This is a genomic window from Nocardioides sp. NPDC059952 (assembly GCF_042730435.1).
Classification (GTDB): domain Bacteria; phylum Actinomycetota; class Actinomycetes; order Propionibacteriales; family Nocardioidaceae; genus Nocardioides.
Genome location: NZ_JBHWLY010000002.1, coordinates 147751 through 173015 on the forward strand (window position 1 = coordinate 147751; position 25265 = coordinate 173015).

24 protein-coding genes and 1 tRNA gene are annotated in these 25265 nt (G+C 69.3%); 15 read left to right on the forward strand and 10 right to left on the reverse strand.

Translation table 11 applies throughout. The annotated features are described in order from the left end of the window. The first annotated feature begins 28 nt into the window (after positions 1 to 28). Both ACFV9G_RS01630 and cls read left to right on the forward strand, forming a co-directional pair. A complete protein-coding gene (locus ACFV9G_RS01630; protein ID WP_378724296.1) occupies positions 29 to 697 on the forward strand; it encodes a GAP family protein in 669 nt (222 codons plus the stop codon). Next, complete coding sequence (gene cls, locus ACFV9G_RS01635; RefSeq protein ID WP_378724298.1) at positions 697 to 2175, forward strand: cardiolipin synthase; 1479 nt, start codon at positions 697 to 699, stop codon at positions 2173 to 2175. Before ACFV9G_RS01630 ends, cls begins: the two co-directional genes overlap by 1 nt. On the opposite strand, the gene ACFV9G_RS01640 is transcribed toward cls, so the two are convergent. Next, complete coding sequence (locus ACFV9G_RS01640; RefSeq protein WP_378724300.1) at positions 2147 to 3883, reverse strand: SulP family inorganic anion transporter; 1737 nt, start codon at positions 3881 to 3883, stop codon at positions 2147 to 2149. The two genes, cls and ACFV9G_RS01640, sit on opposite strands and share 29 nt — an antisense overlap. Positions 3884 to 4024: 141 nt before the next feature. Here ACFV9G_RS01640 and ACFV9G_RS01645 point away from each other — a divergent pair, with 141 nt between their 5' ends. The 6 genes from ACFV9G_RS01645 (at position 4025) to ACFV9G_RS01670 (ending at position 8423) form a co-directional block, all read left to right on the forward strand. Then, on the forward strand, positions 4025 to 5818 hold the full coding sequence (locus ACFV9G_RS01645; protein ID WP_378724302.1) for a SulP family inorganic anion transporter: 1794 nt from the start codon (positions 4025 to 4027) through the stop codon (positions 5816 to 5818). 103 nt (positions 5819 to 5921) lie between these two features. Continuing rightward, entirely contained in the window at positions 5922 to 6341 is a 420-nt protein-coding gene (locus ACFV9G_RS01650) for a DUF6325 family protein (RefSeq protein ID WP_378724304.1), read from the forward strand. Between the two features lie 14 nt (positions 6342 to 6355). After that, positions 6356 to 6694, forward strand: a complete 339-nt coding sequence (locus ACFV9G_RS01655; protein ID WP_378724306.1) for an SHOCT domain-containing protein — start codon at positions 6356 to 6358, stop codon at positions 6692 to 6694. 24 nt (positions 6695 to 6718) lie between these two features. Continuing rightward, complete coding sequence (locus ACFV9G_RS01660) at positions 6719 to 7258, forward strand: DUF1269 domain-containing protein (RefSeq protein ID WP_378724308.1); 540 nt, start codon at positions 6719 to 6721, stop codon at positions 7256 to 7258. Positions 7259 to 7318: 60 nt separating this feature from the next. Continuing rightward, on the forward strand, positions 7319 to 7747 hold the full coding sequence (locus ACFV9G_RS01665) for a hypothetical protein (RefSeq protein WP_378724310.1): 429 nt from the start codon (positions 7319 to 7321) through the stop codon (positions 7745 to 7747). Positions 7748 to 7868: 121 nt separating this feature from the next. Continuing rightward, positions 7869 to 8423, forward strand: coding sequence for an HdeD family acid-resistance protein (locus ACFV9G_RS01670; protein WP_378724312.1), 555 nt, complete (start codon positions 7869 to 7871; stop codon positions 8421 to 8423). 81 nt (positions 8424 to 8504) lie between these two features. Here the strand turns inward: ACFV9G_RS01670 and ACFV9G_RS01675 are convergent, their stop codons facing one another. The 3 genes from ACFV9G_RS01675 to ACFV9G_RS01685 form a co-directional block, all read right to left on the reverse strand. Next, positions 8505 to 11126: a LuxR C-terminal-related transcriptional regulator gene (locus ACFV9G_RS01675; protein WP_378724314.1), complete on the reverse strand. Its 2622-nt coding sequence runs from the start codon at positions 11124 to 11126 to the stop codon at positions 8505 to 8507. A 239-nt stretch (positions 11127 to 11365) separates the two neighbouring features. Then, the gene (locus ACFV9G_RS01680; RefSeq protein ID WP_378724316.1) at positions 11366 to 11995 is read right to left on the reverse strand and encodes a hypothetical protein; all 630 of its coding nucleotides are present in this window, start codon (positions 11993 to 11995) and stop codon (positions 11366 to 11368) included. A gap of 87 nt (positions 11996 to 12082) precedes the next feature. Further along, positions 12083 to 13855, reverse strand: a complete 1773-nt coding sequence (locus ACFV9G_RS01685; protein WP_378724318.1) for a SulP family inorganic anion transporter — start codon at positions 13853 to 13855, stop codon at positions 12083 to 12085. A 256-nt stretch (positions 13856 to 14111) separates the two neighbouring features. Between ACFV9G_RS01685 and ACFV9G_RS01690 the strand changes: the two genes are divergently transcribed. The 6 genes from ACFV9G_RS01690 (at position 14112) to ACFV9G_RS01715 (ending at position 19339) form a co-directional block, all read left to right on the forward strand. Next, positions 14112 to 14489: an SHOCT domain-containing protein gene (locus ACFV9G_RS01690; RefSeq protein ID WP_378724320.1), complete on the forward strand. Its 378-nt coding sequence runs from the start codon at positions 14112 to 14114 to the stop codon at positions 14487 to 14489. A 96-nt stretch (positions 14490 to 14585) separates the two neighbouring features. Continuing rightward, positions 14586 to 15356, forward strand: coding sequence for a hypothetical protein (locus ACFV9G_RS01695; protein ID WP_378724322.1), 771 nt, complete (start codon positions 14586 to 14588; stop codon positions 15354 to 15356). A 175-nt stretch (positions 15357 to 15531) separates the two neighbouring features. Then, positions 15532 to 15813, forward strand: coding sequence for a hypothetical protein (locus tag ACFV9G_RS01700; protein WP_378724324.1), 282 nt, complete (start codon positions 15532 to 15534; stop codon positions 15811 to 15813). Next, positions 15810 to 16034 (forward strand): hypothetical protein, encoded by a 225-nt coding sequence (locus ACFV9G_RS01705; RefSeq protein WP_378724326.1) that lies wholly within the window; start codon positions 15810 to 15812, stop codon positions 16032 to 16034. Before ACFV9G_RS01700 ends, ACFV9G_RS01705 begins: the two co-directional genes overlap by 4 nt. Next, positions 16031 to 16561, forward strand: a complete 531-nt coding sequence (locus ACFV9G_RS01710) for a hypothetical protein (protein WP_378724328.1) — start codon at positions 16031 to 16033, stop codon at positions 16559 to 16561. The genes ACFV9G_RS01705 and ACFV9G_RS01710 overlap by 4 nt, the downstream gene beginning before the upstream one ends. A gap of 198 nt (positions 16562 to 16759) precedes the next feature. Continuing rightward, a complete protein-coding gene (locus ACFV9G_RS01715; protein ID WP_378724330.1) occupies positions 16760 to 19339 on the forward strand; it encodes a LuxR C-terminal-related transcriptional regulator in 2580 nt (859 codons plus the stop codon). A 73-nt stretch (positions 19340 to 19412) separates the two neighbouring features. Here ACFV9G_RS01715 and ACFV9G_RS01720 read toward each other — a convergent pair whose 3' ends face one another. The 4 genes from ACFV9G_RS01720 to ACFV9G_RS01735 form a co-directional block, all read right to left on the reverse strand. Further along, positions 19413 to 20336: an arginase family protein gene (locus tag ACFV9G_RS01720; RefSeq protein ID WP_378724332.1), complete on the reverse strand. Its 924-nt coding sequence runs from the start codon at positions 20334 to 20336 to the stop codon at positions 19413 to 19415. A gap of 82 nt (positions 20337 to 20418) precedes the next feature. Beyond that, the gene (locus ACFV9G_RS01725) at positions 20419 to 21363 is read right to left on the reverse strand and encodes an alpha/beta hydrolase (RefSeq protein WP_378724334.1); all 945 of its coding nucleotides are present in this window, start codon (positions 21361 to 21363) and stop codon (positions 20419 to 20421) included. After that, the gene (locus ACFV9G_RS01730) at positions 21360 to 21989 is read right to left on the reverse strand and encodes a TetR/AcrR family transcriptional regulator (protein ID WP_378724336.1); all 630 of its coding nucleotides are present in this window, start codon (positions 21987 to 21989) and stop codon (positions 21360 to 21362) included. Before ACFV9G_RS01730 ends, ACFV9G_RS01725 begins: the two co-directional genes overlap by 4 nt. Beyond that, entirely contained in the window at positions 21986 to 23314 is a 1329-nt protein-coding gene (locus ACFV9G_RS01735; RefSeq protein ID WP_378724338.1) for a flavin-containing monooxygenase, read from the reverse strand. Before ACFV9G_RS01735 ends, ACFV9G_RS01730 begins: the two co-directional genes overlap by 4 nt. 130 nt (positions 23315 to 23444) lie before the next feature. Between ACFV9G_RS01735 and ACFV9G_RS01740 the strand changes: the two genes are divergently transcribed. Next, a complete protein-coding gene (locus ACFV9G_RS01740; RefSeq protein WP_378724340.1) occupies positions 23445 to 24173 on the forward strand; it encodes an SDR family NAD(P)-dependent oxidoreductase in 729 nt (242 codons plus the stop codon). Positions 24174 to 24256: 83 nt separating this feature from the next. Here the strand turns inward: ACFV9G_RS01740 and ACFV9G_RS01745 are convergent. Both ACFV9G_RS01745 and ACFV9G_RS01750 read right to left on the reverse strand, forming a co-directional pair. Continuing rightward, a tRNA-Leu gene (locus ACFV9G_RS01745) sits at positions 24257 to 24342 on the reverse strand. A gap of 72 nt (positions 24343 to 24414) precedes the next feature. Further along, positions 24415 to 25182: a glycerophosphodiester phosphodiesterase gene (locus ACFV9G_RS01750; RefSeq protein WP_378724342.1), complete on the reverse strand. Its 768-nt coding sequence runs from the start codon at positions 25180 to 25182 to the stop codon at positions 24415 to 24417. Positions 25183 to 25265: the final 83 nt, after the last annotated feature.

Here is a 25265-nt window from a genome sequence, read left to right on the forward strand (position 1 = left end):
CGACGCCGGGCCGCGCTGAAGTCTGGCCATGGGCGAAGCAATAGGCGAGTCTCTGCCGATCGCCGTGGGTGTGCTCGTCAGCCCCATGCCGATCGTCGCACTGGTCCTCATGCTGGTCAGCCGCCGCGCCGGCTCCAACGGGGCGGCCTTCGTCGCTGGGTGGCTGTCGGGCATCTTCGTGCTCGGCACGCTCGTCGCGCTGCTCGTCGGTGCGGCCGGATCGGGAGACGCGGACACCCCGACCTGGGCGTCACTGCTGAAGATCGTCCTCGGAGCTCTGCTCCTCCTGCTCGCCGTACGCAGCTGGCGGGGCAGGCCGGAGGAGGGGGAGGCCGCGCCGACCCCGTCGTGGATGGCGGCGCTGGACGAGTTCAACGCCTTCAAGGCGTTCGGCACGGGCGTACTCCTGGGATCGGTCAACCCCAAGAACCTGCTGCTCGTGGTCTCGGCGGCCAGCACGATCGCGACGGCGACAGCGGTGACCGGCGAGCGGATCGTGGCGATGGCCGTCTTCACCGTCGTCGCCAGCCTGGGCGTGCTGGTGCCGTTCGGCATCTACCTGGTGGCCGGTGAGCGCGCGGCCCGGCTGCTGGAGGGCATCAAGGTCTGGATGATCGCCCACAACGCCGCCATCATGACGGTCCTCCTCGTCGTGCTCGGGGCCAAGATGGTCGGCGACGGAGTGGGGTCGCTGTGATGGACGGGTCCACCTGGGTCGCGAGCCTCCTCAGCGCAGCTCTCGTCGTCGCCCACATCACCGTGTGTGTGGTGGCGCTGGGCGTGATTCCCGGCGGCCGCAAGCCGTCCACGGGCCTGGCCTGGCTGTTCCTCATCCTGGCGCTGCCGGCGTTCGGTCTGCTCGCGTTCCTGCTCTTCGGGAGCACCAGCGTCGGCCGCAAGCGCCGGGCATGGCAGCGGCAGGTCAACGAGTTGGTCAGCGCCGAGATCAGGTACGACCCGGCGGCACAGACGGCTCCGGCGGGCCCCTCGGGCGGCGCCGTACGGCTCAACGAGCGCCTGGGGTCACTGCCGTTGACCGGCGACAACCGGATCGAGGTCCATCCCGACTATGCGCGGACGTTCGCGGCGATGACCGAGGTCGTACGCAGCGCCCGGTGGTTCGTGCACGTGGAGTTCTACATCTCGGCCTGGGACGAGGCCACCAGCGACTTCTTCGACGCACTCGTCGACGCGGTCGCACGCGGGGTGGAGGTGCGCTTCCTCTTCGACCATCTCGGCTCGCGCGGCATCCCCGGCCACCAGGACATGCTGTCGCGGCTCGAGGGTTCCGGCATCAAGTGGGCGCCGATGCTGCCGGTCCGGCCGCTGCGCGGTGAGCTCCGCCGTCCGGACCTGCGCAACCACCGCAAGATCCTCGTCGTCGACGGCGTGGTCGCGTTCGCGGGCTCGCAGAACCTCATCGAGCCCGGCTACGACAAGCCGAAGAACCACAAGGCGGGGCGCGAGTGGGTCGATCTGATGATCCGGATCGAGGGGCCGGCGGTGCGGGACCTGGCAGTCGTCTTCGCGACCGACTGGTATGCCGAGACCGCCGAGAGCATCCGCGACATGCTCGTCCCGCGTACGCCTGTGGAGATCGAGCGGACGGAACGAGCCGCCGAGAAGGTGGCGTGCCAGGTCGTGCCGAGCGGTCCCGGTTTCGTGACCGAGAACAACCTGCGCCTGTTCAACACCCTGATCTACGGCGCGCAGTCGCGGATCTGCCTGGTCAGCCCCTACTTCGTGCCGGACGAGTCGCTTCTCTACGCCGTCACGACCGCTGCCCAGCGCGGTGTCGAGGTCGAGCTGTTCGTGAACGAGGGCGCCGACCAGTTCATGGTCTTCCACGCTCAGCGCTCCTACTACGCCGACCTCCTCGCCGCCGGTGTCCGGATCCGGCTCTACCCGGCGCCGTACGTCCTCCACACCAAGTTCTTCACGATCGACGACACGATCGCCGTCGTCGGCTCCTCGAACATGGACTACCGCTCCTTCGCGCTCAACTACGAGGTCATCGTGCTGCTCGAGAGCGAGCAGGTGGTCGATGACCTGCAGAGCGTGCTCGACGACTACCGGGAGAGGTCGAGCGATCTCAGCGCCGAGGAGTGGTCGCGGCGCGGGCGCGGGGCCGCGTACGTCGACAACGTCATGCGCCTGACGGCGGCTCTTCAGTAGCCGCCTTGCCGGTCGCCGCCGCGAGCGCGGCCTCGACGGTCGGGTAGATCAGCGGCTCGCCCTCTTCGGCGGCCTTGGTCAGGACGTCGCGCACCTGGCCCACGTCGCCGGCGAGCGCCAGGTCGGCGCCGAGCCGCTGCAGGTCGCCGCGGAGCTGGGTCAGCATGGCGGTGGCGGTGACGTCGATCGACGGCGTGGCCCGGCCGTCGAGCACGACCAGCCGGAGGTCCGGCACGTCCGCGGCGAGCTCGCGGACCCGCTCACGCACGTAGTCGGCGTTCGCGAACAACAGGGACGCCTCGACCCTGACCACCAGGAAGCCCGGGACTCCCGCGTACGCCGGGTTGCGGCTCTGGTCCACCCACAGACCCGCGTGCGGCGAGGTGCCGCCGTCAGCGGGAGCATCGACGGGGGCCAGCGGTGCGATGTGCGGCCGTGAGGTCCGTGCGATGAGCAGAACGACCGAGGCGACGATGCCGATCACGAGACCGGGCAGGGTGTCGAAGACGAGCACGCCGATCAGCGCCGCGACGGCGCCGACGAAGTCGGCGCGAGCGGTGAGCTGGTAGACCTTGGTGAGCTGCCCGGTCCGGATCCGCCACAGTCGGCGCAACGCGGAGATGTCGACGAGCTCGATCACCGCGGCGATCACGATCGCGGCGAGCGTGGCCTCGGGAAGGTCGGAGAAGAGCCGGGTCATGAACAGCAGCGTGAGCAGCGTGAGCACGGCGGCGGTCACCGCCGAGAGCTGCGATTTCGCGCCGGCCGATCCGTTGACGGCGGTCTTGGACAGGGAGCCGTTGACCACCATCCCGCTGGCCAGGCCGGCCCCCAGGTTGGAGACGCCCAGACCGAGCAGCTCGCGGTTCGGGTCGATGTCGTAACCGCTCTTGGCGGCGTACGTCTTGGCGGCGCCCAGGCCCTCCGCGAATCCGACGAGCATCACCCCGACGGCCGCCGCGATGAGGTCGCGGAAGTCGGGACCCGACACGTCCGGGAGCCCGATGGTAGGCAGACCGGCGTCGATGTGGCCCACGATGGCGAGACCGTGGCTGTCGAGGTCGAGCAGGGCGGTGAGCCCGATGCAGAACAGCGCCACGAACAGGGACGCGGGAAGGAGGGGCACCAGCCGCCGCAGGACGAGCAGGACGGCGAGGCTGCCTACGCCGATGGCGATGGTCAGGGGGTCGACGTCACCCAGCTGGAGCAGCAGGTCCCAGGCCTTCTCGAAGAAGTTGCCCGAGCCCTTCTCCACGCCCACCAGCGATGGGAGCTGCCCGATGATGATCGTCAGCGCGAGTCCGATGATGAACCCTCGCAGCACCGGCTCGCTGATGAAGGCGGCGAGGAAGCCCAGGCGGAACAGGCCGGCGACGAGCGCGACGATGCCTGTCGCGATCGCCAGGCCGGCGGTGAGCGCGACGACGTCGGCCCCGCCGGAGGAGAAGTCCGCCACGATCCCGGCCGAGAGCGCTGCGGTCGCCGACATCGGCGCGACGATCACGTGACGCGAGGAGCCGAGCAGGCAGTAGAGAACCAGCGAAGGCACTGCTGCGTAGAGGCCGACGACCGGCGGCACGCCGGCGATGGTGGCGTACGCCAACGACTCCGGTACGAGCACGGCCCAGACCGTGAGCCCGGCGAGGACGTCGGACCTGATCCAGGACGGCGAGTAGCCGCTGAACGACGGAGCGATGAGTCTGGCCACGATCGGTGAGGCTGCTACGCCGGGCCCGTTCCGGGATCGCCCGGAAGGGGTGAGCCTGGGGTCACCCCGCCGGCGGATGATGCGTTGACGGCGTGGGCCCGACGTCCGTACGCCTTTCTTCCTCCCTGGATTGGAGCGCCGGTGGCCAAGGGCGACATGGATCCCGACCCGGACGGTCGTACGTCGCTGCAGCGGCTCTACGCGGGGTCGCTGCGTCGCACCCAGGCACGTGCGCAACGAGTGCTGCGGAGAGAGGTCCGGGAGATCACCCCGCAGAAGCGCCACTGGCGCCGCGACCTCGTCGCCGGGCTGCCAGGGGCCATCGCCAGCGTGCCCGACGGGATGGCGTCGAGCGTGCTCGCCGGGGTCAACCCCACCCACGGGCTCTACGCCTCCTTCGCCGGTCCCATCGTGGGCGGTCTGAGCTCCTCGACCCGGATGATGGTGGTCACGACCACCAGCGCCTCGGCGCTGGCCGCGGGCTCGGTCCTGGCCGGTCACGACGCCGACGACCGGTCGGCGGCGATGCTGCTGTTGACGATCGTCGCGGGCGGGGTGATGCTCCTGGCCGCACTGTTGAGGCTGAGCCGCTACATCAGGTTCGTCTCCTACTCGGTGATGCTCGGCTTCCTCACCGGGGTCTCGGTCAACATCGTGCTCGGTCAGCTCCCGGACATCGCCGGCGTCGACGCCGAGGGGCCCTTCGCCGCGGCCAAGGCGTGGGACCTCCTCACCCGGCTCGACGAGAGCAGTCTGCCCACCGTCGCGACCGGGCTGGGGGCGCTGTTCCTGCTGCTGGTGCTGGCTCCGACCCGGCTCGCGGTGGCCTCGTCGCTGGTCGCGCTCGTCCTGCCGACCCTTGCCGTCCTGGTGACGGGGGCCGACGTCGTCAGGGTCAAGGACTCCGGCACGATCCCGCAGGGCCTGCCCGTCCCGCAGCTGCCCGACCTGAGCCTGCTCGACATGGACATGGTGACCGGTGGGATCGCCATCGCGGCGCTCGTGCTCATCCAGGGAGCGGGAGTGGCCGAGGCCGTCCCGAACCTCGACGGCAGCAGGTCCTCGATGCGCCGGGACTTCACCGCGCAGGGACTCGCCAACGTCGCCTCGGGCTTCTTCGGCGGCCAGCCGGTCGGCGGGTCCGTGGGCCAGACGGCCCTCAACGCGACGGCCGGCGCCGTCTCCCGTTGGGGCGCGATCTGGGCGGGCATCTGGATGGTGGTGATCCTCGTGCTGCTCTCCGGCGTCGTCGGTGAGGTCGCGATGCCGACCCTCGCCGCTGTGCTCATCTATGCCGGCGCCGCGTCCATCCATCCCCGCGAGGTGGTGGCCGTCGCGAGGACGGGTGTCATCCCCGCCGTCGCGATGACGGCGACCTTCGTCGCCGTCCTCCTGCTGCCGGTCGCGCAGGCGGTCGGCATCGGCGTGATCGCCTCGCTCCTGCTGCAGCTGCGACAGGACTCCCTGGACCTCAGGCTCGTACGCATCGAGCGGGACGAGGAGGGGCGCTTCATCGAGAGCCCGGTGCCGCGGACGCTGACGCGTGGCGACCTCGTCGTGCTCGAGGCGTACGGCTCGCTGTTCTACGCAGGGGCGAGGACGCTGCAGCGTCGGCTGCCGCTCCCGCCCGAAGGGCCGGAGCCGGACCAGGGCGAGGAGGCGGCCACCGCGGTGGTGCTGCGGCTGCGAGGGCGTACGACGCTGGGCGCCACCTTCTTGAAGGTCGTGGGGGACTACGCCCGGGATCTGGACGGAGCGGGCGCGCGTCTGTATCTGTCCGGGGTCGACCCGGACCTCGTCGAGCGCTGGTCGGCGGACGGCACGCTCCAACGGCTCAGCGGGGTCCACATCGAGCCGGCCACCCAGATCCTGGGGGAGTCCACGCACGCCGCGGTGGTCGCTTCGCAGGAGCCACCCTCCGACCGGCCGGAGTGAACCGCTCCAAGTCACCCGATGCGGGTGAGCAGCAGGGGCGCAACCCGTCCTAGCGTCGGAGTAGTCCTGCCGCCCGGCAGGCGCGCGATAGGTGGGAGGCACGATGGAACGCGGCCCGGTCGAGATCCTGTTTCTTTCGATGTCGGAGGACGTCGAGCTCGGCGACCTCGCGGCGGTACTGCGGCAACCGGTCGAGAGCGGAGTGATCCGGATCATCGACTGCGTGCTGATGTCCAAGGACGCCGGCGGCAGCTTCCGGGCCCTCGACCTCGAAGAGGCGGAGGGTCTGCCTGCGGAGCTGTCGGGGCTTCAGATCGACGCCAACGACCTGCTGAGCGACGCCGACATCGAAACCTTCGCCACCGCCCTCGAGCCCGGCCAGGCCGGCCTCGCGGTCGTCTACGAGCAGGTCTGGGCGCGGGAGGCCGTCGGGCGCATCCGGAGCGTCGGTGCCGAGGTCGAGCTGTTCCTGCGGGTGCCACCCGAGGACGTCGACGTCGCCTTCGCCTCCGCCGCCCGCTAGAGAGGAGTCACGTCATGTTGGGTAGACGCGTCGGCCGCCCCGGTCTCATCGGTGCCGCCGCACGAACGGCAGTCATCGCCGGCACAGCCACCGCCACCTCGAACGCCGTCAACCGCCGGCAGGCGGCCAGGGCCCAGGAACGGGCCCAGTCAGAGGCGTACGAGCAACAGCAGTACGAGCAACAGCAGTACGCAGCGGCCCCGCCGCCTCAGCCGCCACCCGCTCCGGCGGCACCGGCGGCACCGGCGCAGAGCGACCTGATCGGTCAGCTGAGGCAGCTGGGAGAGTTGCACAGCCAAGGGGTGCTCAGCGACGAGGAGTTCGCAGCCGCCAAGCAGCAGCTGCTCGGCTGACGGACACCAGGAGCGGGGGAGGACATGTCGACAGGAACTCTGGCCGTGTGGAGGTTCGACACTCCTGAAGGTGCCGAGGAGACCATGCACGCGCTCGAGGAGCTGGCTCGGGAGGGCCTCATCGACCTCCACGACGCCGCGGCCCTCTCCTGGCCGTCGAGCAGCATGAAGCTGAGGACGACCGAGCTGCATCCAGACGAGGGCGGGGGAGCGTTGGGCGGGTCCTTCTGGGGTCTTCTGCTCGGCTTCATCTTCTTCGTGCCACTGCTCGGAGCCGCCCTGGGCACCGCCACCGGGCTGGTCTCGGACGCGCTGAGCGCCGTCGGGATCGACGACGGCTTCATCAACAGGGTCCGGGACCGGGTCACCCCGGGGACCTCGGCGCTGTTCGTGCTGACCACGGACAGCGTCGTCGACTCGGTCAGGGACACGATCGGAGGGCGACTGCCGTCCGACCCGATCTTCACCGATCTGACCGACAGCCAGGAAGCAGCGCTGCGTGACGTCTTCGGTGCCGGAGGATCGCCCGTTGCGGGTGAGCCCGCCGGGGCCGAAGCGGCCTAACTTCTCGTCCACCGAAGCGGTCGACGAGAAACCGCTCACGACCACAGGGAGTACCCCATCATGAGCACGACCACACCACAAGGCGGAGGCTACGACTCTCCGGTCAAGACCGCCTTCGCCTTCTCCGGCGCGATCTTCGCAGGCACCATCCTCACGACGGTCGGCATCTTCCAGATCCTCACCGGCATCGCTGCCGTTGCCGAGGACACCGTCTACGTCAAAGGCATCGACTACGTCTACCAGTTCGACCTCACCGCCTGGGGCTGGATCCACATCGTCCTGGGCGCGATCGCGGTAGCGGTCGGCATCGGCTTGCTCCTCGGACAGACGTGGGCCCGTATCGCCGGCATCGTGATCGCGGTCATCGGCTCGATCTCCGCGTTCGCCTTCATGCCCTACTACCCGTTCTGGGCGCTCGCGATGCTGGCGCTCTACATCTTCGTCATCTGGTCGCTCGCGCAGCTGATGTCGAGTCGTGCCGAGCTCTGACATGGCCAGCTCCGACATCCCAGGCCCTGGCGTCTCCGGCTCGGAGCCTGCGGGCCCCGACGTACGGAGCCCGGGTGCCGGACAGGATCCGAGTGCGGCCACATCGCCCCAGGACCGTCCCGTGGGCTCCGGCTCCGTGTTCGAGGGCCTCGGGGACTACTGGGGCCTGGTCCTGACCTACGGGCTGGTCACCACGGTACTCGGCGTCATCCTGGCGGTCTGGCCGAAGCAGACGCTCGTCGTCGTCGCGGTGATCATCGCGATCCAGATCATCGTGTCGGGAGTGTTCCGGCTCATCGCCGCGGTGGCCGGCAGGTCCATGGACGGCGGTCTGCGAGCGGTCGTCGGCTTCTCGGGGGCGCTGGCGATCGTCGTCGGCCTGCTCTTCCTGCGGGACCCGGTCCAGACGCTGCTCATCGTCACCATCCTGCTCGGAGTCTGGTGGGTCATCGGAGGCATCGTCGACATCATCGGCGCCATCCTCCGGCCAGCCCCTGGGCGGCGCCTGTGGGAAATCACCGCCGGTGTCATCACGGTCCTCGCCGGTGCCGTGCTCCTCATCAACCCGGAGCTGTCGCTGGGCGCACTCCTGCTGGTCTCCTGCATCTGGCTGATCGCCGTCGGCATCATCGCCATCGTGATGGCCTTCCGCCTCCGTGCCGAGGCCAAGAGCTGAGATTCGAGGATGAGCGCAGTCCAGAACCCGCACTGACATCGGCTCGGCCGCCGGGTCCCACGGCGGCCGAGCCCGATGCGGTCAGATGAGGTTCAGGCTCCGCGCCACGGCCAGTGCCTCGCTGCGCCGTGAGGCACCGAGCTTGGCGTACAGGCTGCTGACGTGGGTCTTCACCGTGTTCTCGGAGACGAAGAGCGCGGCGCTGATGTCGGCGTACGTCGATCCGCGGGCGAGCTCACGAAGGACGTCCCGTTCCCGGGCGCTCAGCCCGGGGAGGGGCCCGGCCGACTCGTCGACCGCCTCGGTCGGTCGGGGCGTGCCCTGGTCGAAGTAGGTCGTCAGGCTGGGCATGTCAGCGATGCCGGCCGCGATCCGGCCGACCCAGCGATGCGGCCGGAGCGCTGGGAACCGTCCCAGCATGGTCTGCACAGGCGTCCCCTGTCGGGTCCAGCCGAGGAACGGGATCGCGTTCTGGCGCACCTCGGTCTCGATCGCCACCTGCTGGAGATGTTCGGCCGCCGCGTCCACCTCCCCCAGCTCGTGGAGCAGCTCCGCGCGCCCGACGAGCGCGATCCCCCGGGTCATCGGCTGGGACCAGGTCGCCTGCTGCGCTGCGATGTCGAACTGGTCCGCGGCAAGGCGCCGGTTTCCGTCGAGGTCCGCGCGCAACGCCCTGGCCAGGGCGGCCTCGCCGTTCATCCCGCGCTCGGTGAGCTCGTCCTCCACAGACTTCAGCGAACGTCGGTCGGTCGCCAGCGCGGCCAGCTCGGCCAGGTTGATCAGCAGAGTGACCTGCAGGTGGTCCGGCAGCCGGAAGGCTCCGGGCAGGTCCAACGGCTCGCCGAGCATCTGGCGGGCGCGCACGACCGAGTGGCCCGAGAGGGTGATGTGCGCCTCCCGGAGCCTCATCCAGAACCGGGTGCACAGGTCTGCGGGATGGAGCTTGGCGTCCGCGATGGGCGCCAGCTCGAGCCAGGGGAGCCGTGAGCTGCGCGCCAGGGCTGCGGCCAGCGCCGTCCGGGTGCGGGTGAAGTCGCTACGGGTGCCGTGGGGGCGACCTCGATCGGCCCGCTCCAGCAGGGTCGCGGCCTCTTCGGCGATCTCCCCGCAGGCCGCTTCGCGACCGAGCATGTACTCCGTCATCGCCAGATGGCTGGAGGCATCGGCCCCGACCGCCGGCATGTCCCAGGTGCGGGCGAGCCCGATCGCCGAGGTCAGGCTCTGCTCCGCCTCCAGCAGCTGACCGAGCCAGCTCTGGGTGATGCCGAGCTCGGTGAGCAGCTGCGGCAGAATATCGGCCTCGCCTCCGGCGCCGTGCCTGCCCCGGACCACCTCGGCCGCCCGGTCCACCGCGGCTCGTAGGGGCTCGAGGCCGAGCCGTGCCCGCATCAACCCGATGCAGGCGAGCTCCTCCTCCGACATCGCGGCCGATTCCGCCAGACACCTGTCGAGCCAGTGCTCGGCCTCGGGTACGTCGCCTTCGAGCCAGGCCTCCACCGCGAGGGCGAACCAGGCCCTCGGGGTCGTCTCGACGTGCTCGGCGAGGTTGCGCGCGAAGGGGCGGAGGCGGTCGCCGTCGCCGCGCATCGCCGTTCTGATTCCGTCGTCGGCGAGCACGACCGCCATCTCCTCGTGGGCACCGACGGCCTCGAGTCGGCGCAGCGCGCCCGGCGTCTCGCCGCGCGTGCGGTCGATCCGGACAGCACGCACCACCGTCGATCGCGCCCGGGCGACGTCGACCCCGCCGGCGACCAGCCGGCGGCGTACGACCTCGGCGAGCAGCGGATGGATCCGGTAGGCCTCCTCGCCTCCGGCGTCGGGGATGAGCGGGACCGCGCGGGTCACGAGCAGCCCGGTGCTCTCCAGATCGGTCAGCGTCTCTCCGGCGCTCGGGTTCTGGGAGAGATGCGCGGCGGTCCTGGCGGTCACGAGCGTCTCGGCGGAGGTGCACAGCAGCAGATGCCTCGCACGTGCGGAGAGCGACGCGAACACCTCGCTCGCCACCCGGTCACCGAGGCCGATGGTGCCGTCCTCGAAAGCGGACTCGCCCGCCCTGCCCGGAGGGCTCGCATGGGCGGACCGGGCCGCCAGGACGACCGCGGCGCACCAGCCGCGGGCCTGGTGGACGATGGCGTCGATGACGGGCCTGGAATGGGTGCGGGCGTGCTCGACGATGAGCGCCTCGGCCTCGGCGTCGCTCAGCTGCAGCACGTTGCCTCGCACGACCGAGAAGTTGCCGAGCAGCTCCGGTACGAGCCTGGTGAAGGGCAGGTCCCAACGGCTGATCATCACCAGCCGCATCGAGTCGGGATCGTCGTTGAGCCGCTCGTTGAGCATCCGGTGCGTGGCGGCACGAAGCAGGTGCGCGTCGTCGATGACGATGCGAGGGGGCGTGCCCTCGGCGGCCTCGTCGAGCATCGCGGAGAGCTGGTCGGGAGTCATCGTGCCGTCGGCATCCACCCAGCGCTGGGCGCGGGGAGCTCCGTCGTCGGTCTGTTGCCGCAGCCACCCGGCGACCCCCAGGGTCTTGCCGGCGCCGGCGGGCGCGATCAGCAGGGTGATCGCGGCATCTGCGGAGCGGTCGAGGTCGTCCCACAGCGTGCGGCGCGGCACGTAGACCCTCGGGAGGCGGGGCCAGGGGGCGCTGGCTGCGGCATCCCCGGCCCTGGCCGTGGGTATCACCGCCGGCTCAGTGCGCGGCATCGGTGCGGATTCTGCTGTCGTCGGGTCTGTAGCGGGCGCCGGCCTGCTGCGCTGCACAACCTCTCCCCTCGGTCAGAGCTCAGATGACACCGGCGTCGTGCGCTCGTTTGGGGGGAGAGTGCTGATGAGCGTCACCGCGCCGTAGATGAGCCGGTAATACCCGCCCGGCTATGCTGCGATGCTACTCAAAGTAAACGGCAAAAAACGGCGAAAGGATCACCTATTTCGGGTGACCGGCCTCAGATCATCTTCGGGAACGAGATGAGCACGATCGTCAGGACCAGGAAGCCCACGCCGCCGATGCAGAGCAGCGCCCACTGAGCTCGGCGCCGGCGCATGCGCTCGGAGATGGCTGCGAAGAACAGCACGCAGGCGAAGCCGATGGTCAAGACGGTGTAGTTGTCGCCGCGCTGGTTGTTGCGGAGAGCCTGGACGAACTTGCGGTCGGCCGCCTCGTCCGCGGCGCTCGCGCGCACGGACTCGGGGATGACGTACTCCTCCATGTCGAACGGTGTGGCGGGAGCGTCGGGGTCCTTCAGCGGGCGGGCATCGAGCCACGCCGGGAAGACGGTGGCCAGCGGCTCCGGGAAGCGAGCCTCGAGAAACTCGGTCAGCTCGGTGTCGCCGCTCTGGTACGCCTCGAGCCACTGCACGAACAGGGACACCTGGACCGACAGCTTGCGGTTGGCGGTGGACTCCAGCCGGGCGGCCTGGATCCGGTTCGTCGATGCCTGCGAGAAGGAGATCGACATCGCTCCGCTCCATTTGCTCGCCTGGAAGCCGGTCCAGGCGGTCAGGATCGCCGTCACGGACAGCAGCACGATCGCGATCAGTTCGCGCCAGTCCGTACGCGATTCGTCGAGGGTCACCGAGCTCGTCACCTTCCCAGACTGCCCGTGCCGGAAGGTCTCGGTGATCGCCGGAAAGGGGTGAACCGGCTGCCTGCGACAGCTCTCCTAGAGGGCCATCTGGTCCGGTGGCCAGTCGCCCTCGTGCGGGTCGCGGTAGGTGCGCCCGGCCGACGGCCACCCCCGGTCGCCGGCCTCGTCCGTGTCCTGCGCCACCCAGGCGACGGCATCGTCGTAGGCTTCGCGGGTCGCCTCCCAGATCACCGCGGTGCCCTGGTAGACGGAACCCGCCGAGCCGAGCGTGTCGTCGGTCTGCAGCTGGCGCACCAGCCGCTCGTTGTCGGTGACGATCACCAGCCTGCTGCCGAGGTCGGCGAGCCCGGCAACGTACGTCCCCAGCACCTCGAGCAGCGTGGCGCCGGCATCGTCGGCGCCACGCAGCCGCAGGATCACCACGGACCTGCGTGAGGCCGGCGTCAGATCCGGCATCTGGGAGCGCAGAGCGGTGGCGGTGGCGAAGAAGATCGGCCCGTACGGCTGGAGCACCACGACCTCGCGTTCGCCGAGACTCGTCGGCGGGTTGGTCTCGATGACCCGGTTGTCCGCGCCCATCACCAGTCGGCGCGTCACCAGCCGTGAGGACTGGCCGATCACGAAGAGCAGCACCGACAGCCCGACACCGACCAGCACGGCGTACTGCAGCGGCATCAGCAGGGTGAGCACCAGCGTCGTCAGCATCACCGTCAGCGGCACCGGCCCGGTCTTGCCGACCGCGAGCAGCTTGGCCGGCTTGACCGTACTGACGCCGACCACGATCAGCAGTCCGGCGAGGGCAGGCATGGCGACGAGCTCGACGACGCCGGCGAAGAGAATGATGACGGCGGCCATGACGGCTGCCGCGACGAGGAGGGCGAACCGGTTCCGGGCGCCCGCGCCGACGACCAGCGAGGTGGCCGACATCGACCCGCCCACCGGTACGCCGCGGAAGAGGCCGGAGGCGATGTTGCCCGCTCCCTGGCCGATGAAGTCGCGCGAGGGGCTGGTGGTGCCGTCCGGGTTCGGGAAGCCCGCCGAGACCCCGGCGCCCTGGACCATCCCGACGAACGCGAGGGCGGCGGCGGGGAGGAGGAGGTCGAGCGTGGCCGACAGGTCCGGGAACACCGGAAGCGGCAGCGAGCCGGGGACCTCGGCGACGTCGGCGACCAACGCCACGGTGTCGCTTCCCAGCGCGTTGAGCACGGCAGCCAGCGCGGAGCCCGCGGCGACGGCCACCACCAGTCCGGTCGCGCCCAGGCGGGTGCGCTGCAGGACGAGGATGCCGGCGATGGTGGTCAGGCCGACGACCAGGGACGCGAGGTCGACCCCGCGAAGGTGCAGGAGCAGGTCGAGCGCCGCGGTGACGCGGTTGCTTCCCTGGGAGTCGTAGCCGGTGAGGTTGTCGAGCTGTCCGAGCACGATGCTGATCCCGACCGCGGAGATGAACCCCGTCATCACCGACTTGGACACGAACCGCAGCAGCCTGCCCAGGCCGAGGGCACCGGCGACGATCATGACGATGCCGGTGAGGATCGAGAGGGTGGCGAGCGCCCGCACCGGGTCGTCGTACGCGTCGAGGTCCACGTCGGCGACGATGATCGCCATCGCCCCTGTGCCCTGGATCGCCATCGTGGCGGTCCCGGTGAACAGCGCCCCGCCGGCGAGCCCGAACAGGTAGCCGTAGAGTCCCGCGACCGGGTTCACCCCGGCGAGAAGACCGCTGGCGAGGCCGTCCGGGACCGACTCGATGCCGAGCACGGCGCCGGCAGCGGCATCGCGTCGGGCCGTACGCCGATCGAAGAGATGGCGAGGCAGAGTGATCCGCTCGCGCAGCCAGGTCAGCATCGGGCCTTGGGTCGGCCGTCGGTGGCGTACGCGGGGTTGCTCACCGCACCATCGCAACGCCGCGGGCGCGCGGCTGCCTCACCTGACTCGGGTGAGGCAGCCGCGTCGTTCCTGCGGCTGAGCGGAGTCGGCTATCACCCGTTGCGGGTGAAGGGAACTCGTGCGGGAGCGCCAACCATGGGTCCATGCTGCTGAGCCGAGCTCGGGTGCTGGCCAGCATTGTCTGCCTCATCCTGAATGAAGGAGAACTACTCACATGAGCTTCTGGGACATCATCTGGTTCATCATCGTGTCCTTCGCCTTCGTGGCTTACCTGATGATCCTGTTCAACATCGTCACCGACCTCTTCCGGGACAAGTCGGTCTCCGGTGTCATGAAGGCCGTCTGGATGATCTGCCTCGTCTTCCTGCCGTTCCTCACCGCCATCATCTACCTGATCGTCCGGGGCAAGGGGATGGCGGAGCGTCAGAGCGTGGCCTTCCAAGACGCCCGGGCGGCCCAGGACGACTACATCCGCTCGGTCGCCGGCGCATCTCCCGCCGAGGAGATCGCCAAGGCCCAGCAGCTGCTCGATGCCGGGACGATCACGGCGGACGAGTTCGCCGCCCTCAAGGCGAAGGCCCTGACCAACTGACCGGCCCCGCATCAGCGAGCTCGTCATCGCGGCATCACCCCAGTCGTCCGGCCGGGGTGATGCCCCGGCCGTCTCGGGGTGGAAACGTGACGGACCATGTCCGCAAGTACCCAGCCACCGGGACTGCTCTCCGCCGAACAGCTCGGTGAGCTGATCGAGCTGATCAGGCAGGCCGACAGCGTCGAGCTCAAGATGACCGTGCCGAACGCCGAACGACCTCTGGCCGTGGCCGCCCTGGGGCTCGATCCCCTGGATGCCCAGATCCGGCAGGTGTTCTTCTTCGACACTGCTGACCTGGCGCTCAACCAACGCGGGCTCGTCGTCCGCGCGCGTCGGATCCAGGGACGGAACGACGACTCCGTCGTGAAGCTGCGGCCCGTCAACCCGGCCGAGCTCTCGACGGCGCGCAAGTCCAAGAACCTGACCGTCGAGGTCGATGCGATGCCAGGAGGCTTCGTCTGTTCGGCCTCGATGAAGGCGACCCGTGGCCGGACAGACGTCAAGGAGGTCGCCGCGGGCACGCGCCCGATCCACAAGCTGTACACGAAGGAGCAGCAGGGCTTCTTCCGGGCCAACGCCGCCTCGGACCTCGCGCTCGATGACCTGGTGCCGCTCGGCCCGATCACCGTTCTGAAGCAGAAGCTGAGGCCACAGGAGTACGCGGGCCGGCTGGTCGCCGAGCTGTGGTTCTACCCGGATGGCGCGCGAGTCCTCGAGCTCTCCTCCAGATGCGCACCCGTGAACGCGTTCCAGGTCGCCGCGGAGCTCAAGGCGTTCCTGGCCGGGCGTGGGCTGGAGATCTCGGGTGATCAGCGGACCAAGACGACCACAGCGCTCGAGTACTTCGCAAGCGAGCTGACCGGGTAGCTCGACCGGCGACGCCGCGGTCCTCATCCACCACGGACGACGCCCGATCGTTGCTTCCGTACCAGGCTTGGTTCAGCTGTGGCCGACGATGATGCGGCTCGTACGCCGAAGGACGCAGGTCAAGGGTCATGACGCAGCCGAGGAAGCATCGAGCGCGGGAAGTCGAGTTGAGATCATGGGTCAGAACCCGCTGGAGCCGGGAACCGCCGGTGCCGCCGATGCCCAGGCCTTCGAGATACGGGTCGCCGGAATGGTCCCGCAGCAGGTCCTGCTGCAGCTCGCCGACGTCGAGACCTCCTCACGCGAGACGAGGACCGTGTTGATCTGCCGGTGTCGGGACCAGGCCGAGCTCCACGGGTTGCTCGCGAGACTTCGGACCTTCGGTCTCGAGGTCGTGGAGGTCCGAAGGCTCATCACCGGGACGGCGGACGAGGGGCCGACCGGGGGCGAGGCATGAGTGAGGCCGGGCCCGAGGCAGAGGTCGTGTTCGAGCTGACCGTCGAGGGCGAGCTGGGTCCGGTGCTCCGTTGTGCGCTGCAACCGGATGCCGTCGAGCGGCACCCGTGCACCACCTTTCGAGCCACTGCCGGTGCGGGTCTCGACCTGGCCGACCTCGTGGGCATGCTGGATGCGGAGGGGCTGACGGTGGAGGACATCCGGGTGGCCGGTCTCCGATGAACAGCGAGGATGTGGGTCGCGAGGTCGGCGGGGAGCATCGGGGACACGATCTGCAGCTGGGTCGGGGGCCCCGCGCGGTCGCCGGTGCCGTCTACGGCCTCGTCTCGGTCATCGCCGTCATCGCCGCGGCCTCACACTTCGACGACTCCGCCGGCCGAGTCTTCGCCTTCGCCGTGGTCTCCAGCGTGGTGATCTGGACCGTGCACGTCTACGCGTCGATGCTGGCAGACTCGGGGCCGGAGGTCGAGCCCTGGCGCAGTGTCCTCATCGCGGGCGTGCGTCACGAGATCGGGATCGTGGAGGGTGTCTTCGTCCCGCTGCTCATCCTGTTCCTCGGCGCGATCGGGTGGCTCGAGGACGGACGCGCCATCGCCTGGGCCATGTGGTCCGGCGTCGTGCTCCTGGTTCTCGTCCCGCTGTTCTGGCTTCGCCGGACGGGCCGCTCGTGGGTCGGATCCTTGGTCGCTGCCGGGGCGTGTGGGTTGCTCGGACTGGGTCTGACCTGGATGAAGGTCCTTCTCCACTGACTCACCCGAGCTAACGCATTCGGGCTATGTACGGCATCAGGACGCCGTACTAGCGTGGTGATTTCCTCGGGTCTGACGTTCCCCCTTGTGTCCGTTGGGCGCTCTCGCGCACCGGTTCGATCTAGGAGGCAGGTCGACGCGATGGGACCTCACCCCGGCGATGGCTGGTTCGGCGTCCCGACGGTTCCCTCGGGATATGTGCCGCGACCCCGCCTCCTGCAGCTGCTCGATCGCAGTGACGCCTGCCCGTTCGTGCTGGTCAGCGCGCCGGCCGGAACCGGTAAGACGGCCCTGCTGGCGGACTGGGTCGCGGCAGGTGGGGAGCGGGACCGCACGGCGTGGATCACCTTCGAGGAGACGGATGTCGCGTTCTGGCCCGGTCTCCTCGGGTGCCTCGAAAGCCTGGGCGCGGCGGTCTCACCCGAGACGGTCCGCAGGGATGAGGGCCCGCTCGACCGCCAGGTTCGCCGGGCGGTTGCGGAGGCGGTCTGCGACCACTCGGAACGACTGACGGTCGTGGTGGACGGACACGACGTGCTCTCTGCCGAGGTCGCGGAAGATCTGGACTTCCTGCTGCGACATACCGGCGACCGTCTCCGCCTGGTGATGGCGACGCGCGCCGATCCGGTGCTTCCGATGTACCGGTACCGGCTCGACGACACGGTCGTCGAGGTGCGGATGTCGGACCTGGCCTTCACCGATGAGGAAGCCGGTGAGCTGACCCTGCGGGCGGGACTGACCCTGACGCCGGAGTCCGTGCACGCGCTCAACCTTCGGACGAAGGGATGGGCCGCTGGGCTGCGCTTCGGTGCACAGCTGCTGCGGATGCGGCAGGATCCGGACGACACCGTCTCGGAGATCGTCGGCGACACCGGAAACATCGCGGAGTACCTCGTGGGCGAGATGCTGGCCGCCCAGAGCCCAGAAGTACGATCCCTGCTCCTGGCGACGAGCGTTCCCGACACGATCCAACCAGGACTGGCCGAGGCGCTCGCCGGTCCCACGGCCGAACGTACGCTGAACCTTCTGACCCGGGACAACGTGCTCATCGAGCCCGTACCGGGGAGTCCTGGGTGCTACCGCTACCACCCGCTCTTCCGGGACCTCCTTCGCGCTGTGCTCGCCTACGAGTCGCCGGATGAGATGAGACACCTGCAGCGAACGGCGGCTGAGTGGTACGCCCGCGACGGCCAGGTCACTGCGTCCGTCGGTCACTTCGTGGCGATCGAGGCCTGGGAAGAGGCGGCCGCAGAGGTGGTCGACGACCTGGCAGTCGGCCAGCTGTTGCTCGACGACAGCACGAGCGCCTTGACCCAGTCGTTGCGGTCGATCCCGTCCGAGCTGGAGGACCCCGCATCCACCGTCGTGCGGGCGACCCTCGCGTTGGGAGCCGGCGACACCACCGGTTTCACGAACGAGCTGGCCCAGGTGCGGACCGATCCGGGTGTGTCATCAGGTTCTCGTCCTTGGGCCACGAACGTTGCGGTCAGGGTGCTGGAAGCCGTGGGCGCGCAGGCGTCGGAGGACCCGAGCGAAGCGATGTCCCTCGCCACGGCGGCCGAACAGGCACTAGAGGCGCCGGACCGCGGGCCGAAGGGGAGCTCCCGTCCCGAGCTGGTTGCCCTCGTCCTTCTCAGCAAGGGCATCGCGGCGCTGCGCCAGGGAAGGCTGGCGACGGCTGATGCGATGTTCAAGTCCGGCGTCACAGCGGCCGTCGGAGCCGGATCCGAGGCCCTCCTGGCGGAGTGTCTGGGCTACCAGGCCGTCATCGCCTGCTGCCGGGGCAAGCTGTCCAGGGCGGCGAGACTCGGGGATCGAGCGCTCGGTGCGGCCGAGTGCATCGGTGTCAACGCGGCAGACCGGGCGGTCGCCGCCCGGGTTGCCCTTGGCTGGGTGGCGATGGAGCGGTACGACCTGCGCGCGGCAGCCGATCACGTCCAGGCGGTCGAGCGTCTGGACCTGTCGCTGCGTGATCCGATCCCAGTTGCTTTCCTGGCCTTGATCAGGGCGCGTCTCCAGGTGGCGCACGGTGACCGGCTGGGCGCGGTCAGCAGGCTCGAGCAGGCGGCCGCGGGAGTCAAGGACGAGCGTGGTTGGCTCGGTCAGCAGCTACGCATCGAGCTCGCCCACGTTCGAGTCGCCGCTGGTGAGCCGGCGGCGGCTGAGATCGAGGGCCTTGGCGGCCAGCCCGAGGCGGCCCTCGTCGTCGGGCTCATGCAGCTGCAGCTGGGTGATGCGAACGCAGCCGACGCCGCGATGTCCACGGTCCTGTCGAAGCGGGCTGCTGTGCCGGTCCAGGTCTCCGGCTGGCTGGTGGAGTGCTCGCGCCGGCTCCACGACGGACCATCAGCGCGGGCACACGCGGCGCTCCACCGGGCCCTCGTGCTGGCCTCGCCGGAACGAGTGCGACGCCCTTTCCACGAGGCGCCATCGGTGGTGCGGCAGCTGCTCGTGCGGGACAAGCAGCTGAGCGCCGAGCACGCATGGCTCTTCGAGATCTCGACGGCGCCCTCGCGGAGGTCGTCCGTCCAGAAGGGTGCGCTGACCTCCACCCCGGCGCGCCCGTCTGCACCCGTGTTCGAAGAGCTCACGGAGAAGGAGATGGAGGTCCTGGGCCACCTGGCCAACCTCCTCACAACCGAGGAGATAGCAGGCGTCATGTACATCTCCGTCAACACGATCCGCACCCACGTGCGCAACATCCTTCGGAAGCTGGGTGTCAGCCGCCGGAACGCCGCGGTCAGGCGTGCTCGCGAACTGGGGCTCCTGCAGCAGTGAGTCGTCGCCGGGGCACGGCCCGATGCGGTTCATCCGCCCGGGGTGACGACGCGCACCCGGAGTCGCGTCGGGGCTACGCGGCGGCGTGGCGGAGGAAGAGGCACTCCATCGCCACCTGCGCGGCGAGACTCGCGGTGATGCCCAGGTGGTCGTGCGGCGGGCTCACGGTGTTGATGTCGAAGGCCGCGAACTCGAGCCCGCGCAGTCCGCGCAGGATCGTCAGCCCCTCGCGTACGGTGATGCCGCCCCAGGACGGGGTGACGACGCCGGGGGAGACCGAGGGGTCGAAGACGTCCATGTCCCAGCAGAGGTAGATCGGCACGCCGGCGAGCCGTTCCCGGAGGCGGGCGAGGAGCGCGGGGATGCCCATCGCGACGATCCGGTCCATCGTGATGACCTCGTAGCCGAGGCCGGTCGCCACGCCGACGATGCCGGGTCGCCCGTCGTACGCAGTGTCGCGCATCCCGACGTGCAGAGACCCTGCCGGATCGATGAGTCCCTCGCGGACCGCGTGCACGAAGGTGTTGGCGTTGTTGTACTCGTAGGGGTAGATGCCCTCGTAGGCGTCGGTGTGGGCGTCGAAGTGCAGAACCGCGAACTCGCGCCCGAGGGTCTTCTTGAGCGCGCGCAGCTGCGGCAGGGTCACTGCGCCGTCGCCGCCGAAGGTCAGTGGGGTCGCGCCGGCGGCGAGGATCGCGGCGACTCCGGCTTCGACCGCGTCGAAGCTCTGTTCGACGTTGCCCGGCAGCACCTTCGCGTCGCCCGTGTCGACGACGCCGAGCTCGCCCATCAGGTCGACGTCGAAGCCGTCCAGATGCTCGGCGACGAGGGCGGAGTGGGTGCGTACGTGGGCCGGGCCCGAGCGCGCGCCGACCCGGGTCGGGTGGTAGCCCATGTCGAAGGGCACGCCCATGACGGCGACCGAGCTGGTTGCGTCTGCGGGGCGGGCGGGAACCCCGAAGAGGGTGCCGACGGGAGCGAGCGAGGCGTTGTCCATGCGCTCAGCATGTCAGGGCCAGGTCTCGGGCTCGTGTCGCGGCGAAGTCGTGCTGTGATCGCCGACCTGCACTGGTCCGGTGTCAACCGCGGACGGCCTCCACGGCGTCAGTGGCGTCGCCCGCTTCGGAGCTGTCGACCGCCACGAGATCGGAGAACGTACGACGCAGGAAGTGGATCGCGTGACGTACGGCAGGTCCGTGGAAGGGCTTGCCTGAGAACAGGTCGAAATGATCGCCAGGGTAGTGACGGACCTCTGCGCGGCCGGCGAAGGCGGCTTTCATCGCTGCCTGCGGGGGAGCGCTGCGGTCGAAGTCGGCGACCTGGACCAGCCACGGGACCCTGAGACTCGCGGCAGCATTGGACGGCGCGCGGGTGCCGAGCTCGAGCACGACGTCGGCGGCGATCTCGTTGCGCCAGGTCGGGCCGGCTATCGCCAGATAGTCCTCGTAAGCGCCCTCCAGGGTGAGTGCGCCGGGCTGGCCAGGGCGCCCGACGACCGGAGTCATCACTGGGCCCCGGCCGGCTCTGCGTCGTACGGCGCTGGTGAGGCCGCGGCCTGTCGACGCCAGCAGCTGACCGGGCGCGTGGTGCTTGGTGGCGAGACGTGCGGCGGCCAGTCCGTCGACCATGGGAACGACGGAGACGACCGCCGCGACGTCGGTGCGCTGTGTCGCCGCCGAGACCACGTGACCGCCACCGAGCGAGATGCCCCAGAGCACGACCCGGGTGGGGTCGACGCCCGGCAGCCGCTTGGCGGCATCGGCGGCGGCGTGCAGGTCGGCGACCTGACCCGCGATCGATACGACCTGGCGGGGCTGGCCGTCGCTGGCACCGAAGCCACGGTAGTCGAAGGTCACCGCGTGCAGGCCGGCCGCGGCGAACGCCTCGGCGAAGGGCCACATGCCGGAGTCCTGGGTGCCGGCCAGGCCGTGCGCGAGGATGACGACCGGGGCGCCGTCGGCACCCGCGAAGTGGGTCGCGGCGCAGCGCACGTCGGCGGAGGTGAAGTCGAAGACTCTGCTCACAGGGTGCTCCCGTAGATGCTCTGGATCCAGATGTGGGTGATCGCGTCGATGTGGGCCTCTCGCTCGGGGCCGACCCCCAGCGCGTGCCGTTCGACGGCGTGGTCGTTGAGGTCGAGCAGGACAGCGGCGAGCGCGTGCGCGTCGACGCCCGACTGCGCGTGGCCGAGGGCCCGCTCGCGCTCGATCATCTCCGCTGTCATGTCCGCGAACTCGGCACGCCCCGCTTCCCACAGCTCGCGGACCGCCGCGCTGGAAGCGCGAGCCTCGAGAAGAGCACGATAGGTGTGCGGCGTCTTGTCGACCGACGCGAAGAGGGTGGCGATGACTGTGCGGATCCGCGCTCGGGGCTCTCCTTCTGCCTTGACCAGCAGGTCGGTGGCGTCCGATGCGTCGTCGTACAGCTCGGCCATGAGGGCCAGGACGGCGGTCGCCTTGCTCTCGAAGTAGAAGTAGAAGGCCGATCGCGTGACGCCTGCGCGCCGAGAGATCTCGGCGACGTTGATCTCCTCGAGCGTCTGCTCGCGGAGCAGCTCGTCAAGCGCCTCGAGGAGCGCCGAGCGACGCTGGTCGCCACGGTTGACGGTGCGGCGGTCCACCATTCGTGCCCAGAGGCGCTCGTCGCTCATCGGGCACCCCTGAGGTTTGCCCTGGCCAGGCCGGCGGGGATCTCCTTGACCCGCAGGTCGTGCTCATAGAGGAAGTAGTCGACCTGCTGGGTGTGCCGCGGGCGCTGGACCATGTGCGCGGTGTACTTCTCCTGGTCCTCGTCGATGACCTGCTCCATCTCCTCCGCCCTCGGCGGTTGGTAGCGGCCGGCGAGCCAGGCGGCCACCAGGCGGGTCTGGCACTCGACGAACGGGAAGAGGGTCGGGGTCGACTGCGCGAACCCGACGAACGCCAGGTCGTCGAAGCCGGGCTTGAAGATCCGCTTGTAGAGGCGGATCTGGTTCTCCGGCGCGCTGATGAAGTCCTCGTCGAAGAACGGGAACGTGATGTTGTACCCGGTGGCGTGGATGACGACGTCGAACTCTTCGCTCGTGCCGTCGGCGAAGTGCACGGTCTGCCCGTCCCAGCGCTCGATGTCCCCCTTGGCGCGTAGGTCGCCGGAACCGAGGCGCAGCGGCAGCTCCACCGACTGGGTCGGGTGCGCCTCGAAGAACTTGTGGTTCGGCGTCGGCAGCCCGTAGTCCTCGGGACGACCCGCGGTCATCGGCTGCATCAGCTGGACGAACTTGCGCTGCCACGCGAAGGGGATGTGGGGCGAGGTCTTGTAGTACTTGTCGGCTGGCTTGCCCGCGAAGTACTTCGGCACGATCCAGGCGCTGGAACGGGTCGAGATGACCACATCGTTGTCGAGGGTCTTGCTGGACAGCTCGACGGCGATGTCGGCGGCACTGTTGCCCAGGCCGATGATCAGGATCCGCTTCCCGCTGAGGTCGTACGGGGTGTGCGGGTCGACGTAAGCGTGCGAGTGCATCGTCAAGCCGGTGAACTCGCCCGGCTTGTGCGCGAACCGGGGGTCCCAGTGGTGGCCGTTGGCAACGACGATCCGGTCGAAGTGGCGTCTGCCTGTGCGCTCGGTCTCGAGCTCCCAGCCCCGGTCGGGGTGGCGCCGCGCGTGGACGACGCCGTTCTCGAACTCGATGTCCTTACGGATGTCGAAGGCGTCCGCGTAACTGTCGAGGTACTCCTTCACCTGGGTGTGGTGCGGGAAGTCGGGGTACTCCTCGGGCATCGGGAAGTCCTTGAAGGACAGCTGGTGCTTGGAGGTGTCGATGTGCAGCGATCGGTAGGCGCTGCTGTGCCCGTTGGGGTTTCCGAAGGCCCAGTTGCCGCCGACCCGATCGGACGACTCGAAGGTCGTGAACTCGAGGCCGTAGTCGGCCAGCATCTTGCTCATCGTGAGGCCACTGATGCCCGCGCCGATCACGGCGACGGTGGGACCACTCATCGGTGCTCCTTCCCTGTGGGCCCGGGAGAGAGCCCTTGACAAAGCGAGGTGACCTCCGTCACGTTAGGGCGGTGAATTGACACGTGTCAATAGACCTAGACAGATGTCAGCTGAGGACCTGGAGGCTGGAATGCTCACAACGATCGTGATCGGTGCCGCGTCCGGGATCGGCGCCGCGACCACCTGCGTACTTCGCGACGCCGGCCATCGCGTCATCACTGCTGATCTCGCCGGGACGGGCGCAGACGTAGCCGTGGACGTCACCGACGAGGCGTCCGTGGCTGCCCTGTTCGAAGGGGTTGCCGTCGAGGAGAGCGGATACACCGGCGTGGTGAACTGTGCCGGGATCAGCACTCTGGCTCGGATCGTCGACCACGACATCACTGAGTGGCGCCGCGTTGTCGACGTCTGCCTGACAGGTGCCTTCCTGGTTCTCAAGCACGCCGGGCGAAGTGTCGCCGACGGCGGCTCGTTGGTCTCCCTGACCTCGCTCAACGCACGACAGCCGGGCACTGGGTTGGCGGCGTACTGCGCAGCCAAGGCGGGTCTGGTCGCCCTGACGGAGGTCGCCGCGCTCGAGCTTGCTCCTCGAAAGGTGCGCGTCAACGCGGTCGCGCCCGGGCTCGTGGTCACTCCGTTGACGGAGCCGGCGATGGGTCTGCCAGGTGTCCGTGAAGGCTACTTGGAGAACACGCCGCTTGGACGCTCGGGTGAGCCGGAGGAGATCGGCGCAGCCATCCGGTATCTGCTCTCCGACGACGCCAGGTGGATCACTGGCGAGACGCTCGACATCAATGGTGGTGCACATCTTCAGCGCTACCCAGACCTCGTGGGCCTGATCGAGAAGGCGTTCGCCTAGGCCAATTGCCGGGTGGCCCCACAGGGCCCGACGAGGTCGGGTGAAACGCGAGAAACCCCAGGTCTCCCTGGGGTTTCTCTCTGTGCGCGAGGGGGGACTTGAACCCCCACCCACTAATACGTGGACTAGCACCTCAAGCTAGCGCGTCTGCCTATTCCGCCACCCGCGCGCAACAAGAAGAACATTATCAGGAGGCCGTCCCGGTGCCGAATCGGGATGGCCCTGTGGGCACACGCCCAGGTCAGGCCGGGAGAAGAGCGCGGGCGGGGTGGTTGCTGGTGACCATCCAGACCCGCTTGTCGTACACGAAACGGCGCAGGCGGCCGGGGTTGTCGACGGTCCAGACCAGGACCTTGATGTTGCGGTGATGCGCCCAGCGCAGCAGCCAGACATCGGCGAGGCGCTGCTCGACGACGACCAGGTTGGAGCGGCAGCGGCGGATGCGGCCCTCGGGGAAGAACTCCGAGAGCTTGAGCCGGAAGAGCTTGATCGGGTGGTGGCGGAAGTCGACGCCGCCGAGCGAGAGGCCGACCAGCGTCGAGGGGGAGCGGAGGTCGGCCCAGTCGCGCAGGGCGCGTACGGATTCGTCGACCATCGTGGTCACGATGAAGCTCTCGTTCATCACCTCGAGGGCGATCTCGGCGGCGTCGACCTCTTGCGGGAGCCCGAGGTGGTTCGACGGCGAGGCGAACTTGAGGTCGATGTGGGCGTGCTTGCCGTGGGCGGCGAGCAGTTCGAGAGCCTCCCGGTAGCGCACCAGGCGGAACGGTGCGAGCCTCGCGAGTGCTGCGTACGTCCTGTCCTCGATCTTCACCCTGCGGCCGATGCGGTCGCGGATGTGGCCGTCGTGGTGAAGGACGAACTCGCCGTCGCGGGTGCGGTGCACGTCGAACTCGACGTAGTCGACCTCCATCCGGACGGCCTCCAGGAGCGACTCCCAGGAGTTGTCACGGTGCCCCGACTGACGCGCCGCGGCGCGGTGAGCGGAGAGGAGGGCGCGCTTCTGCATGCGTCCATGGAAACCCACCCGGCCGAACACACTGAAATCCTTTGCCCTTATACAGGTGGACGTCAGACGGCGGTTTGTCGCAC